Below are 15048 nucleotides of genomic sequence, written 5' to 3'. Positions count from 1 at the left end.
GTACAAATATATATGTTAGATAATATCACTCATAATATATTTTAGAATAAGATTTTTATGTTGATTATACGATTTTTGTATATGCAAACAACGATTTAAGTATTGGATAGGCAAAAATGATTCTGCTAATATACAAATATATAATATAATGTGTAAAGTTATATAACACAAAATGGTATATTTGTTCATTGCATTACAGGGGGAGTGAAGAGAATCAATGAGTAGTCTTCTTAGAGTATCAAATCTTCAAGTGGCTTTTAATACGGATCATGGTGAGGTTATCTCTGTAGATCAAATCAACTTCAATGTTAATTCTGGTGAAACCGTTGGGATTGTCGGTGAATCCGGTTGTGGAAAAAGCGTGACCTCGTTGGCGATCATGAGGCTCCTCAGTAACAATGGGAAAATAACAAACGGAAATATATTTTTTGAAGATAGTGATCTTGCAGCTATGTCCGAAAGCAAAATGCAGAGAGTGAGAGGAAAAGAAATAGCAATGGTTTTTCAAGAGCCGATGACGGCCTTGAACCCGGTTTTCACGATAGGCAATCAGATGATCGAGGGTGTAAGAAATCATTTAAAAATGTCTGTTGCCGAAGCCCGGAAACATTGTATTGCAACACTTAAGGAAGTAGGGATTTCGAGAGCTGAATCCATTATGAAAGACTATCCACATGCCCTTTCTGGGGGAATGCGCCAGCGGGTAATGATCGCGATGGCGGTAAGTTGCAGTCCGAAATTAATCGTTGCAGATGAACCCACAACGGCTTTGGATGTGACGATTCAAGCGCAAATCCTAGATCTAATGAATCGGATGAAGGAACAAACTGGTGCTGCACTTATTCTAATTACTCATGACTTAGGGGTAGTTGCTGAAATGGCGGATAAAGTCATAGTCATGTATGCGGGACAAGTTGTTGAAGAAGCTGATGTCTACCAATTATTCGCAAGCCCATTACATCCCTATACTCAGGGGTTAATGCAGTCCATCCCCCATTTAGACAATCAACGGGAAACCAGATTGGAGTCCATTCCAGGCTCTGTACCCTCAATCCAAGAGATGCCAACCGGCTGCCGGTTCCAATCGCGTTGTTCTAAAGTACACGACAAATGCCAACAGGCACCGCCTTTATATGAAATCGGCACTCGAAAAGCCAGATGCTGGTTGGTGGAATCCATGATGAAGGAGACAGATGCAGATGCCAACGAATAAGAGTGCCGCTGAGGAACCTTTAATAGACGTAAAAGGATTAAAAACTTATTATCCGATCAAAAAAGGAATTGTATCAAAAACTGTTGGCCATGTGAAGGCTGTTGATGGTGTGGATTTTATGATCAATAAGGGTGAAACGCTTGGGTTGGTGGGGGAATCCGGCTGCGGCAAATCTACCGTTGGCCGATCGGTCATTCGTATGGAGCAGCTAACGGAGGGAAGTATCCACTTTCAGGGACAGGACATTACTTCCTATTCACAAAAACAGATGAGAAACATCCGTACAGGGATGCAGATGGTTTTTCAGGATCCGTTCTCTTCCCTAAACCCGAGAATGACCATCGGTGATATTTTAAAAGAGCCTATCAAAGTGCATCGTCTTGTTGAACCGGATAAAGCTTCGCTTCGTGTGAATCAGCTACTGGAAATGGTCGGGTTGTCTAAATCTTATATCAATCGTTACCCTCATGAATTTTCAGGGGGACAGAGGCAAAGAATTGGCGTGGCGAGGGCATTATCTGTAAACCCCAAATTGATCATTTGTGATGAGCCGGTATCTGCACTTGATGTATCGATCCAATCTCAAATCCTGAACTTACTAAAGGACTTACAGCAAGAATTTCACTTTTCTTATCTCTTTATAGGTCATGGCTTGGGTGCTGTTAAATATATCAGTGATCGAATTGCGGTAATGTACATGGGAAAAATTGTGGAGACCGGGAAGACAGAAGAGCTAATGGCAAATCCGAAACACCCGTATACGAAAGCATTGCTAGGAGCGTACCCCATTCCGGATCCATTAATGAGAAAAAAAGAACGGGTGATTATACAGGGAGATGTGCCGAGTCAAGTAAACCCTCCCCAAGGCTGTCGGTTCCACACTCGTTGTCCAATTGCATCTGTGGAATGTACGCAACAAGAACCTCTGCTGAAAGGTGGGGAACATGCTGTTGCCTGCTTAAAAGTAGAGGAGTTTGGAGGGTTATTGTGATAAATTACATCATTCGCAGACTATTAATCTCGGTTCCTGTCCTATTTGGAGTGACTCTAATCAATTATTTTATTATCCAGATGGCGCCAGGGAGCCCCGCTGATATGTATATCAGTCCGCAGCTTTCTGCAGAGAATATTGCTAACTTGAAAGATCAAATGGGCTTAAATGATCCTGTCTGGCTTCAATATTTAAAATGGCTTGGCCAATTATTTCAAGGTAACCTCGGTTATTCTCTAAAAACCAATGAGCCGGTGATTCAACTGATTGGAGAGCGGATCTTACCGACGCTGCTCTTGACCGGAAGTGCGCTAATTATCGGGCTACTGATCGCATTACCGCTTGGTATTATCAGTGCAATCAAACGTAATACAATCGTGGATTACTGTTCAACCGGATTTTCCTTCTTGGGCTTCTCAATCCCAACCTTTTTCTTAGGCTTAGTAGCTATATTTATTTTTGCACTACAACTCAATCTCCTGCCCAGCGGAGGAATGAAAACGTTAGGGAACAGCGGAGGAGCATGGGATATTATTAATCATTTAATCTTGCCTGCCTGTATTCTATCTATCGGAACTGCATCAACGGTGACCCGGTATGTACGCTCCAGCATGATTGAGATTCTTGGACAAGATTATATGCGTACTGCTCGTGCGAAAGGGTTGAAAGAGTTTTTTGTGATTGGAAAGCATGCTTTGCGTAATGGGCTTATTCCTATCCTTACATTAGTGGGGTTATCAGTAGGTGAGCTTTTAGGCGGGGCGGCAGTAACTGAGCAGGTATTTCAATGGCCGGGGCTAGGGCAACTCACCATTCAGTCTATCCTGTCCAGAGATTATCCGGTCATTATGGGCATCAGTATACTAGCTGCGATCGTTATGCTGGCGGCGAATTTAATAACGGATATTCTATACTCTGTTGTTGACCCGCGAATTAAATATAACTAGAGAGGAATTGGACATGTGGAAGAGGTAGCAAAAGTATCAATTAGTGTTCCTGACAATGTATTCCGGAATTCATTACGTATTTTTCGTAAACATCGCATGGCCGTGGTTGGATTTGGCTTTTTTGTAGTCATGGCGCTTATTGCTCTCCTCGCTCCATTCATTGCACCCTACAGCCAAAGTGCTTTAAGCACTAGTTTTAATGAAGGTCCGTCTATGGATCATTGGTTGGGTACGGACTCACTGGGGAGAGATGTGTTTAGCCGCTTAATTTACGCAACACGGGTCTCTCTATTAATTGGCGTCTGTTCTGTAGCTATTTTTGTAGTGGTTGGCACTATTGTGGGTTCGATAGCGGGTTTTCTTGGCGGCAAAGTAGATATGGTTATTATGAGAATTACAGATGTTTTCTTATCTTTCCCACAACTGATTATTATCCTTGTTACAGTAAGTATTCTTACCCCAAACATGGGCACGATCATTTTTGTCCTATCAGCGTTTTCTTGGGCAGGGGTAGCCAGAATCGCTAGAGGAAGTGTGCTTTCCCTGAAAGAAAGGGATTTTGTCAAGGCGGGAGTTGCTTTGGGATTAAGCCCTACGAGGATATTATTCCGGCATGTTATTCCGAACGCGCTGGGCCCTATTATTGTGAATGCGACTTTTGGTGTCGCTGGAGCGATCATGACAGAATCTGCTTTGAGTTTTCTGGGCATGGGAATACAACCACCCGCAGCCAGCTTAGGGAATATGCTCATGGATGCGCAATCGATTAGTGTTCTGCTTCATCAGCAATGGCTTTGGTTGCCGCCGGGCATTACTATACTGCTCACTGTGCTGGCTGTGAATTTTATAGGAGATGGGCTTAGAGATGCCCTTGATCCAAGAAATGCAAAATAAGAGATGTGAGAGGGAGAGATGGAGATGAGTCGTACTATTTTTAGTGTGAACGAGAAGCGTTTAATTGAAGACTTTTTTGAGATTTGCAAAGTTGATGCGCCTAGCCAATTTGAACAACCAATGGCTGATTATTTGATTGAGGCTTTGGGTCAGAAGGGTTTTACTTTTCAAATCGATGAGGCGCATAAAGAAATTGGTGGTGAATGCGGGAATCTTATCGCTTACTGGGAGGGCACGGATTCGTCCATTCCGCCGTTATTTTTCTCAGCTCATATGGATACTGTATGGTCGACAAAAGGATTGCAGCCTGTGATCAAGGACGGAGTTATCTATTCGGATGGCACAACCATCCTTGGCGCAGATGATCGTTGTGCTATAGCTGGTTATCTTGAGGCTATTAATACCATACAAGAGAATGGAATATCTTGTGGTCCTATTGAGTTAATCCTAACTGTGAGCGAGCAGAGAGGTTTAAAAGGGGCACATGCTTTAGATATCACTAAAGTAAAAAGCAAGGAAGGGTATGTTTTTGATTGTAACGGTGATGTTGGGCAAATTATCTTGCAGGGAGGTAACAGCACGCGGATACACTTTGATATCGAAACGGGTGAACCCCAATCCGGACATTTTGTACTAAATCCAGAGGCTGTTAATGCTTTGGTGATCGCAGCTGATGGCCTAAAGACGATGAAGCTGGGCATTATCAATAGCGAAACGAATGCCAACATTGGAATTTTGCAAGGGGGTGATATGACGTCAATTGTTCCCGGAACTGTAGAAATGATAGGGGAAGTTCGTTCATTTAATAGAACGGATCTGTCAGAGCAACTGAAGCACATGAAAGAGGCGGTTGAACAGGCGGCAAAAAGTCACGGTGGTGACGCTAAAGTGTCAATAGATGACCGCTATGTAGGCTTCAAAATTGAAGAGGATGATTTTATTGCGAAAACGGCTATTACATCTGCGGTTCAAATAGGTGTTGTGCCTGATATCACCAGAACATTAGGTGGAGCAGATACCAATGCATTAAATGAGATTGGTTTAAAGTGCATTACCCTTGGGAATGGATTTCGCCAAATCCACACGTTCCAGGAGAACGTAAGTGTATCCAATGTCGTCAATACCGCCCGTCTTACGCTAGCTATTATTCAGAACTGGTATGAATCACAGAAAAAATGATTAATGTGGGGGACATCTAATGAAAAGAGCGAAAGTACTTATCGGTTTAACAATGGTCTTATTATTATCTGCTTGTGGTACTTCTGCCAATACACAAAATAGTGAAACTGGAACGAACACGAGTGGGGCTAAGTCAACGAGTGCTGGTTCAAAAATCATTACTGTTGGAATTACCAATACCATTGCCGGTGCTAATCCGATTAACTCAATGGATGATCCATTAATTGCCGATATTATCTTTCCTCCTCTTGTATTGCCTAATGAAGAGTTGTCATTTGATATGATGCTTGCAGAAGAGGTAAATACCACAGATCATCAAAACTTCACAGTGAACTTAAGGGAAAATGCCAAATGGACTGATGGTGAAGCATTGACTGCTGATGATGTGCTTTTTTCGGCCAAGTTAATAGCAGACCCAAATGTTATTGCAGCGTCCGGCCAAGGCTTTAATTTATTACAGGGTATGGACGACAAGGGGAAGTTAGAGGCCGGGGCCTCTATTGATCAAGCTGTTGAAAAATCGGATGATCATACCCTTATTTTTCATATGAAAAATGCTATAGATACCAATTTATTTCTGGAGAAAATCGGGATCAATCTTCGGGCGGTACCGGAGCACATTTTGAAAGATGTGAATCCTGCAGAGGTTAACAAAGATCCATACATGATCAATCCAACGGTATCCTATGGTGCCTTCAGTCTTAAGGAGAATGCAAAGGATCAATATTTTGAACTGGCGGCCAATCCGGATTATTTCCTGGGTGCACCCAAAATCGATTCGCTGTTCATAAAAATATTACCTTCCGCCAATATTGTGGCCCAGCTCAAGAGCGGTGAACTGAATATGAATTACCCAAGCAAAGGGAATATAGCTCCTGAAGATTATGCAACTGTCGAAGCGATGGATAACGTGCGTGTTGTCACTGGTAAACCTTTGAGCATTCAGTCTTTATTCATGAATACCAAAAGAATTTCAGATGCCCGCGTTCGTCAAGCTATTGTGCTGGCATTTAATAGAGAACTGATTACGAAGAATCTGCTGCGTGGTTATGGCAAAGTTATTGATGCTCCATACACTTCCATTCATCCTTACTTTGACAGCGGTTTGACACTAACACCTTATGATCCTGATAAGGCTAAACAGCTCTTGCAAGAGGCGAACTATGATTTTAGTCAAACATTATCACTAGTTGTGCCTACCGGAAATAAAGTGAGAGAACAAGCTGCCGACATTTTGGCTGAGAACTTAAAGGATATTGGTGTAAAGGTCAAAGTGGATAAATTTGATTTTGTAACGGCTGCTAACAAAGCCAGCGTAGAGCATGATTTTGATCTTGCGATGTTCGGCTCAACGATTACAATCGATCCGGATATCAGTGGTACTTACGCTTCTGGTGCGCTCTACAATTTTGGTGAGTACAGTAATCCTGAAATAGATGCACTATTGAGAAAAGGTGCTGCTGAGACGGACTCGGCTAAGCGTAAAGAGATTTATTATTCAATCCAACAGATTCTTGTCCGGGATATGCCTAGTGTAACCATTTATGAACAGAACACATTTAATGCTGTTTCTAAAAATGTGCTCGTGGGAGAACCGAAGGCCATTGGCATGATGAATAATGTGAATGAATGGGATATTGCTGAATAAAAGGAGGATGAATAAATGATACGCTGGAATATAAAAGACCTGCATAACGGATATCTAAATAAAGAAATCTCCCCTGTTGAAATTACTAAGCAATATCTGAAATATGCTGAAGAAATTAATCCTGAAATGAATGCCTATATAACTATTGCTGCGGAAGAGGCGCTTAGCACAGCCAAAAGCTTGGAAAAATTATTGATGAGTGGTGGAAAGATTGGAAGCTTATTCGGAGTTCCGGTCTCTATTAAAGATAATATTGATACACATGGAATTCGAACGACAGCGGGCTCGAAAATTGAACAGGATCGAATTCCTGAGCGTGATTCTATTGCCTTCAGCCGCCTCCGCAAAGAAGAAGTGGTACTCATCGGGAAAAACAACATGCATGAGTTTGCATTTGGGGTTACCTCGGAGAATCCTCATTATGGAACCGTTAAAAATCCATGGAATAAAGAACATGTAGCTGGAGGCTCCAGCGGCGGTTCGGCAGCTGCTGTGGCAGCGGGATTATCAGTTGTATCTGTAGGTTCGGACACTGGGGGATCTGTCAGAGGACCTTCCGCTTCTAATGGCGTTGTTGGCTTGAAACCTACCAGAAACCTTATTCCGCCACAAGGGACAAAACATATTTCATGGACGCTTGATCATGTTGGACCTATTGCAGCTAATATGACGGACATGGCTATTGTAACAGGCGTGCTCTCGGATGATAAGAACTTGTCCGACCAGCTGATTGAAGATCTTCGAGGTGTAAAAGTAGGGGTTCCAACTTCCTTTTTTAATGAACAATTGGATGCTGAGCTTTATAACTTTTATACCACAGCCATCTCCCAATTCGAAAGTTTAGGTTGTGACATTGTTGAAGTTGAACTTCCAGATATCTCTGACTTTTTCGATCTTACACTAGCTATTGCCATCTCTGAGGCGGGACATATTTTTAAGCAAGTTATGTCGAATAAATCTCAAATTGCACTATTGGGAGAAGATCTAAAAGTCTATATCGAGCAAATGGGGAGTTTTCCTGCTTATCAGTATATTGGGTCCATGTTTAGACGGGATGAGTATCTTGCTGCTTTTAATGAAATGTTCGAATCTATTGATCTGCTGATCACGCCGACATTGCCAAAAACGCCTCAGAAAATTGGGGTTAAAGAAGTGCTTATTGATTCAAAAATAGAAGATATATTTCATTGTATGAATAGGTTCACCGCTGTTTTTAACATTGTCGGTTACCCGGCCCTAGCTTTGCCATGTGGCATAACAACTAAGAACCTTCCTGCCAGTGTGCAACTGATTGCAGCTCCCAATCAGGAGGGCATGCTGATGAAGGCCGGTTATACGTATGAACAAAACTTTCTTCATGAATTTTACAAGACACGTGACGCAATATGTCTAAAGACAGGGGACCTTTCCCTGAGTTTGGGGGATATTAGCAAATAAGCAGTATGAGACTTTTCCTTATCTTATATTAATTCTTCCATCAAAATCCCAAGGTCAGTTACACTGACCTTGGGATTTTTGATTCTTTCACATCGCATCTATAGAAGATGATCTCAAATTAATCGGCACTCTCCTCTTTGTTGTATATTTCCTCCTGATTTGTGGCCACAAATAATGTATGCTAAGAATTTAATCCGTTATTTACCTATCCGTCAGTTTCTGCCGTTCCAAACAGCAGAATACAAACTGTTCAGAAGATAACGCTTCCACGTATGATGTATTCATAACCAGCTGAGTGCTTCATCCGATACTAGTATCACAAATGAGGGAATTTAAGGTGAGAGAATATACGATTGTTAATATTTTATATACCCGCAAGAGTCCTGTGCGCATGAGTGAGCTGATTGCCGAAGTGGGGTTGTCTGAACGGACTCTCCGTGACGTAATCCGTGCACTCGACAAAACAGGAGAGGCGAATGGTTTTGGTATCCGCATGATCCGCGGCCAGGGTTATCTGCTGGAGATTGGTGATGAAGCCAAATTCAGTAGCTACCAGGAAAAAGGAATGCTGCAGCTGGATCAGGTGGATCTCGATAATAAGCAGTCACGCCAGCAGTATTTGCTATTTTATCTCTTACAGAATGATGGCTATCAGTCTATGGATAACATGGCGGAAGAAATCGGCGTCAGCCGTTCTACCATTATTTCTGATCTGAAGGAGGTAGAGCAGCGACTGGCCGCTTTCCGGCTTAGCTTGAAACGTCGGGCTCATTATGGCATGAAAATCGAGGGGGAAGAGCAAGACTTCCGCAAAGCCTTTTCTTACTTTATCTTGCAATCGGGTCATACGCTGCAGCATACGGAGGATTTTCATGCTTTTAGTCAGGACTTTGATGCTGAGCAGCTTAAGGGATTTCTACTGCAAATCCTCAAGGAAAAAGAACTGAAGATCTCAGATGTGTTTCTGGATAATATCTTGACCCATCTGTTCATTCTTCTATACCGGGTTTCCAAGCACAATTTCATTGTGGCTGGTCAAGCCTTGCAGGGAACACCTGAGCTGCTGTATCAGGATATTGCTAGGAGCATCGCAGATTTTATCTCCTCTCACTACCGGATTAAGCTTCCGGCGGATGAAATTGATTATTTGGCGCTGCACATTTCTGGCAAGACCATTATGGAGCGGATGTCGGAAGAGACCAAATCGCATCTGCGGGAGGGAATTACGGCTATTCTGGAGCGCTTGGACCGCGAGTTCCTCACTGGATTCACGCAAGATCACGAGCTGCGCGAAGCGCTTCTATTGCATATGTTCCCGCTGCTGAACCGGTTGTATTACAATCTTCAACTCGGCAACCCATTGGTGGAGGATGTTTACAGCCAGTATGCCAATGTGTTCGTCATTTCCTTCCGCTTCGCTGAGATTGTAGAGGAGCAGTACGGGTTTCGGATGTCGCGCGATGAGGCAGGGTATGTCGCGTTGCATTTTGCCACCCATCTGGAACGGATGCAGCAGCGCAATCTGGAGAAGTTCAAGCGGATTGCCGTGATCTGCTCGACGGGAGGGGGCAGTGCCCAGTTAATCCGGCTGAAGCTGGAAGCGGTATTCCCCAAAGCGTCGGTGATCACAGCCTCCATTACGGAGGTGGAGGAGATCAGCAGCAAGCCTGTGGATCTGATTCTCTCTACTGTACCGCTGGCAACAGAGATTAAGGAAAAACCGGTGATCCATATCAAACAGCTGCTGGATGATCAAGAGATTCAGCGGATCAAAGAAATATTGTCTTTGCAGATTAATCGTACAGAACCGTCCTACAAGCTGATGGATTTCAAGGATTTGTTCCGCAGGGAGCTGTTCCATCTGTCTGGTTCGGACGAAGATTACATGGAGCTGTTAAAGCAGCGCTGCCGGGAGATCGTGGGCAATCATTATGCAGCTGACGATTTCCCTGAACAAGTGCTGCTCAGAGAGCAGAAATTCACCACCATTTACAAAAATGGGGTGGCCGGCCCGCATCCGATGCGGATGAGCGCGATCCGCGACTGTATCAGTGTAACCGTGTTGAAGAAACCGCTGATCTATGAGGGGAAGCCGGTCCAATTTATTTTTCTGATCAATCTGGGTCCGGGGCAGTTGTTCCTGCACAAAGAGATCAGCAAGCTGCTACTGGTTCTAATGGAGAAGGAAGACAGCCGTAACCGGCTGCTAAACACGAATAGTTATGAGCAATTTATGAATGAGATAGAGAACCTACTATAAAAAATGACGATACGGAGTGGAGAACCCATGGATTATGAACAAACGATTATGCAGATTATTGCCAGCAGCGGAGAGGCAAGAAGCCTTAGCCTAAAAGCGGTAAGAACCGCGCGCGCCGGAAACCTGGAAGAAGCGGGCGAGATGATTAAGAACGCCAAGACCAGCCTGACCAAAGCACACAAAGTGCAAACGGGGCTGATCCAGGCTGAAGGCCGGGGCGAAAAGACAGAAATTACGCTGCTGATGATTCACGCGCAGGATCATTTGATGAATGCCCTGACGGTTAGAGAACTGGCTGTGGAATTGATCGAAGAAATCAAAGAACGCAAAGCACTCGAACTAGAATTGAAAGGATCGGTGAACTAAGATGAAAAAAATATTGCTCGCCTGTGCAGGCGGATTCTCGACAAGTATGCTGGTGGAACGGATGAAAGAATCGGCACGGACACAAGGGGTTGAAGTGGTTATTGATGCAGTGGCGGAGAGTGATATCGCCGATCAAAAGCCTTTTGACATCATTATGCTTGGACCACAAATGGGACACGCCGAAGGCGATCTGGCCGCAGAATATCCGAACATTCCAGTAACTACGATCGATATGATGGACTATGGCATGATGGATGGGGACAAGGTGCTGGCTACAGCACTTGAACTGATGGAGAAGGGGGCTTAAGTCATGGCAGGCGGCGCAGAATGGAGAGCCAAGATCCAGAAAGTCAGCACGAAAATCCAAAAAAACACCTATATCAGCGCTATTTCCAACGGTCTGATGGCCTTGATGCCAATATTGATTCTGGGCGCTATTTTTTCCCTGATTAATGCACTCAAGCTTGATCCTTATCAGAATTTCCTGGAAAGCACTGGACTCAAAACTTATACTTCGATTCCGGCAACCGTAACCACTGATTTGATCGCACTCTACGCGGTGTTCTCCATCGCTTATAATTTCGCTACCCAACATAAGCAGCAAGGCTTCTCGGCAGGGATTTTGGCGCTGATGAGTTTCTTGCTAGTTACACCAAAAGGTCTGCTGGATGACGGTGTGACCAAAGCATTTGGTTACTCCTGGTTAGGCGCCAAGGGATTGTTTGTGGCAATCATCCTGGCACTGCTGGTAGGTAAGATCTATACCTTTGTATTGGAAAAGAAATTCTATATCAAAATGCCGAAGGGTGTTCCGCCCACGGTCGAGAAATCTTTTGCCGCACTTACGCCTGGTTTTATCGTAGCGGTTCTGATGCTAGTGCTGACGGCGATTTTCGCCGCAACGAAATATGGCAATATGCACGAGTTTGTCTTCTCGATTATCCAGCTGCCACTGACTAGTCTGGGGGGTACCTGGTGGGCGATGCTGATCTGCATCTTCGTAATTCACCTGCTGTGGTTCTTTGGAGTTCACGGCACCTTGGTAGTCTATTCCGTTGTCGGCCCGATTTGGGTGGCTTTGGGACTTGAGAATCTGGACGCTTACCAAAGAGGTGTGGAAGGTACGCATATCATTGGTTCACCGTTCTTCCCGGTTTATGTACTGATCGGTGGTGCGGGGGCAACGTTAGGTCTCATTATTGCGATGTTGTTCGCCAAATCTACACGTTATAAGACACTTGGTAAACTGGCAATTATCCCAAGTCTGATCGGTGTCAATGAGCCGGTGATTTTCGGGATGCCATTGGTGCTGAATGTTCGGTTTATGATTCCGTTTATCCTGACTCCGCTGGTGAGTAGTGGTCTGGCGATTCTTCTGACGACGCTGGGTATCCTTCCTGTGCTGCACGGGATTCAGGTACCGCTGGGCATTCCGGTGCTGGTTAATGGCTGGATGAACGGGGGCTGGCGCGTAAGTGCGTTCCAGCTGGTTATGATTGGCGCAAGCTTCATGATCTACTATCCATTCTTCAAAAAAGCCGATGCCGAAGCGCTGGAGCAAGAACAGCAGGCTGAAGCTAAAGCGGCAGCAACTGCTGCCACCAATTAATAAAAGGAGGCTCAACCGATGACTTATCCATTTCCGGAAAACTTCCTGTGGGGCGGTGCGGTAGCCGCCAATCAGGTCGAAGGCGCGTATAATGAGGGCGGCAAGGGTTTGTCCACTGCTGATGTAGTCAAATATTGTCCTCCTAAGGAACGGCAGAGCCTGGAGCAGCTATTGTCCATGTCCGGTCCACAGCTAGAAGAGGCCATACAGGATGATAATCAGGGAAATTACCCCAAACGCAGAGGGATTGATTTCTACCACCGCTACAAAGAAGATATCGCCTTGTTCGCTGAGATGGGTTTTAAGGTATTCCGTATGTCCATCTCCTGGCCACGTATTTATCCGAATGGCGATGAGCAGGTACCCAACGAGGCGGGACTGCGTTTCTACGACGATGTTTTTGATGAGTTGCGCAAATATAATATCGAGCCGCTGGTCACCATTTCCCATTATGAAATGCCTGTGCACCTAGTCACCAAATACAACGGCTGGGAATCCAGAGAACTGGTTGAACTGTTCGTCCGTTATGCGGAGACTGTGTTCACCCGTTACCGGGATAAGGTGAAGTATTGGCTGACTTTCAACGAAATCAACTGTACGCTCAAAGCGCCGTTTCTGGGCGCAGGGATTATTCTGGATGGCAAGTCAAATGAGAAGCAGGTTGCTTTTCAGGCTTTGCATCACCAGTTCGTAGCCAGTGCGCTTGCGATTAAGCGGGGCCGGGAGATCAATCCGCAGTTCCAGATCGGCTGCATGCTGGCCCGCAAGCTGCTCTACCCATATTCCTGTCATCCCGGTGATGTACTGAAAGCGCAAGCGGAGAACCAAATGGCAATGTTCTGCTCCGATGTTCAGGTTAGAGGCTATTATCCTTCTTATATCCGCCGGCATTTGGAGCAGCATGAAGTGACAATAACCATGTTGCCGGGAGATAAAGCTTTACTGCGGGACAATCTTGTAGATTTTCTTTCCTTTAGTTATTACATGTCCTCAGTAGTCAGTGTAGATGAGAGTATCACGACCACCACGGAAGGTAACCTGTCCTCAGGGCTGAAGAATCCCTTCCTGAAAACTTCCGACTGGGGCTGGCAGATCGATCCAAAGGGGCTGCGGTTTGTGCTCAAGGAGATGCATGACCGCTACCAGCTTCCTTTGTTTGTAGTAGAGAATGGTCTGGGTGCTGCAGATGTACTCGAACTGGATGGCACCATCCGTGATCCATACCGGATAGAGTATCTGGCACAGCATATTGAGCAGATGGCGGAAGCCATTGCCGATGGCGTGGAGCTAATGGGCTACACCAGCTGGGGCTGTATTGATCTGATCTCGGCTTCCACCTCGGAGATGCGCAAGCGGTACGGCTTCATTTATGTTGATCAGGATGATGCAGGCAATGGAACGCTGCTGCGTCTGCGTAAGGACAGCTTTTACTGGTACAAAAAGGTCATAACCTCTAACGGTGTAGATTTAAGATATTAGTGTGGTGTTATAGTCCTTGTTCATTTTTTACGAAAACCTTGAGAAATCAAGGTTTTTTTGTTTTTTTAATAGGGAATAGAAATTTTATGTGTTTCTTCTTATCACGAAGTTTTATCCGGGAAGGCACTTAACTTATGGGCAAGCCGCTTTTTGGCCGACTATTTTTTTAGGTATTCCGAGAAGTTCTCCTGAAAGTCCAGTGAATGAATATCTTCCCGAAGATGGTGGTGGATTAGCGGACCGATATTGGTAGTTTCCTTTTGCACCATAAGCTCAAGAATGGATTGGTGTTCGCTCCAGATTTCTTCCAGCTTGTCGGTCTTGAGCATGTGCAGTCTGCGGTACCTGAGATAATGTACATTCGACTGCTGGATCAGAGTCCACAGATACTCACGTCCAGCAAGCCTGTACAAGGCCCGGTGAAACTCGTCGTCTAAATTAAGGAAAGAATCTACAGCATTCTCCTGCCCGATGACCTCTTTTTGTTTCTTAAGAATCTCCTTCAGTTCGTGCACCCCGGGTAGTAAAAGCTGTGCAGAAAGATCCTTGAGGATCTCCTTTTCCAGTGTGCAACGCAAGTATGTGATTTGTTCAACAGATTCTAGATCAATAAAGGACACAATATTACCTTTTTTCGGGTAGATATCGGTATAAGATTCCAGTGCAAGCTGCTTGAGAACATCACGCAACGGCGTACGTGAAATCTGAAACCTCTCAGACAAGGCTGTTTCACTTAGAATGGTACCTGGCTTTAACGCCAGCGTGAGGATTTCTTGCTTCAGTGTGTTTAGAATTTCAGCTTTGATTGACATTTCTGTTCCTGCTTTCAATTGTTGATGACAGATACAGTACTAGTATACATGATAAGTTCGTTCATTAAAATTATCGAGATGAAAATAGGGTGGAAATTCCTTGTTTTTATGATAAAATTCCTGATGAATTTGTGATTGACAAAGAATTGTTCTTATTCTATGATCAAGTAAATCTTGTATACAAGATAGATGAAAACGAATTCACAGGAGGGT

The 15048-nt window shown here is 44.5% G+C and carries 13 protein-coding genes; 12 read left to right on the top strand and 1 reads right to left on the bottom strand.

Annotation, left to right across the window (positions count from 1 at the left end; all coding sequences use genetic code 11):
* Positions 1 to 217 precede the first annotated feature (217 nt).
* The 12 genes from NSS82_RS24570 (at position 218) to NSS82_RS24515 (ending at position 14023) form a co-directional block, all read left to right on the top strand.
* Complete coding sequence (locus tag NSS82_RS24570) at positions 218 to 1213, top strand: ABC transporter ATP-binding protein (protein ID WP_076272220.1); 996 nt, start codon at positions 218 to 220, stop codon at positions 1211 to 1213.
* Positions 1200 to 2204 (top strand): ABC transporter ATP-binding protein, encoded by a 1005-nt coding sequence (locus NSS82_RS24565; RefSeq protein ID WP_038572738.1) that lies wholly within the window; start codon positions 1200 to 1202, stop codon positions 2202 to 2204. The genes NSS82_RS24570 and NSS82_RS24565 overlap by 14 nt, the downstream gene beginning before the upstream one ends.
* A complete protein-coding gene (locus tag NSS82_RS24560; protein WP_076272219.1) occupies positions 2201 to 3151 on the top strand; it encodes an ABC transporter permease in 951 nt (316 codons plus the stop codon). Before NSS82_RS24565 ends, NSS82_RS24560 begins: the two co-directional genes overlap by 4 nt.
* A 15-nt stretch (positions 3152 to 3166) precedes the next feature.
* On the top strand, positions 3167 to 4045 hold the full coding sequence (opp4C, locus tag NSS82_RS24555) for an oligopeptide ABC transporter permease (RefSeq protein WP_143761236.1): 879 nt from the start codon (positions 3167 to 3169) through the stop codon (positions 4043 to 4045).
* A 24-nt stretch (positions 4046 to 4069) separates the two neighbouring features.
* Positions 4070 to 5224, top strand: a complete 1155-nt coding sequence (locus tag NSS82_RS24550; protein WP_256718383.1) for a M20/M25/M40 family metallo-hydrolase — start codon at positions 4070 to 4072, stop codon at positions 5222 to 5224.
* 19 nt (positions 5225 to 5243) lie between these two features.
* Complete coding sequence (locus NSS82_RS24545) at positions 5244 to 6872, top strand: ABC transporter substrate-binding protein (protein WP_076272217.1); 1629 nt, start codon at positions 5244 to 5246, stop codon at positions 6870 to 6872.
* 15 nt (positions 6873 to 6887) lie between these two features.
* On the top strand, positions 6888 to 8309 hold the full coding sequence (locus NSS82_RS24540) for an amidase (protein ID WP_076272216.1): 1422 nt from the start codon (positions 6888 to 6890) through the stop codon (positions 8307 to 8309).
* A 337-nt stretch (positions 8310 to 8646) separates the two neighbouring features.
* Positions 8647 to 10569: a BglG family transcription antiterminator gene (locus tag NSS82_RS24535; protein WP_076272215.1), complete on the top strand. Its 1923-nt coding sequence runs from the start codon at positions 8647 to 8649 to the stop codon at positions 10567 to 10569.
* A 27-nt stretch (positions 10570 to 10596) separates the two neighbouring features.
* The gene (locus NSS82_RS24530; protein ID WP_038572728.1) at positions 10597 to 10935 is read left to right on the top strand and encodes a PTS lactose/cellobiose transporter subunit IIA; all 339 of its coding nucleotides are present in this window, start codon (positions 10597 to 10599) and stop codon (positions 10933 to 10935) included.
* Between the two features lies 1 nt (position 10936).
* Positions 10937 to 11242, top strand: a complete 306-nt coding sequence (locus tag NSS82_RS24525; RefSeq protein WP_036683292.1) for a PTS sugar transporter subunit IIB — start codon at positions 10937 to 10939, stop codon at positions 11240 to 11242.
* Positions 11243 to 11245: 3 nt separating this feature from the next.
* Positions 11246 to 12544: a PTS sugar transporter subunit IIC gene (locus NSS82_RS24520; RefSeq protein WP_036683289.1), complete on the top strand. Its 1299-nt coding sequence runs from the start codon at positions 11246 to 11248 to the stop codon at positions 12542 to 12544.
* Positions 12545 to 12562: 18 nt separating this feature from the next.
* Complete coding sequence (locus tag NSS82_RS24515) at positions 12563 to 14023, top strand: glycoside hydrolase family 1 protein (protein ID WP_076272214.1); 1461 nt, start codon at positions 12563 to 12565, stop codon at positions 14021 to 14023.
* Between the two features lie 158 nt (positions 14024 to 14181).
* Here the strand turns inward: NSS82_RS24515 and NSS82_RS24510 are convergent, their stop codons facing one another.
* Complete coding sequence (locus NSS82_RS24510; protein ID WP_036683283.1) at positions 14182 to 14835, bottom strand: GntR family transcriptional regulator; 654 nt, start codon at positions 14833 to 14835, stop codon at positions 14182 to 14184.
* Between the last annotated feature and the right edge of the window lie 213 nt (positions 14836 to 15048).

Origin of the sequence: Paenibacillus sp. FSL H7-0735 (genome assembly GCF_038008505.1) — a bacterium.
In the GTDB taxonomy this organism is placed as follows: domain Bacteria; phylum Bacillota; class Bacilli; order Paenibacillales; family Paenibacillaceae; genus Paenibacillus_AQ; species Paenibacillus_AQ odorifer.
This window is presented reverse-complemented; position numbering and strand designations above follow the sequence as displayed.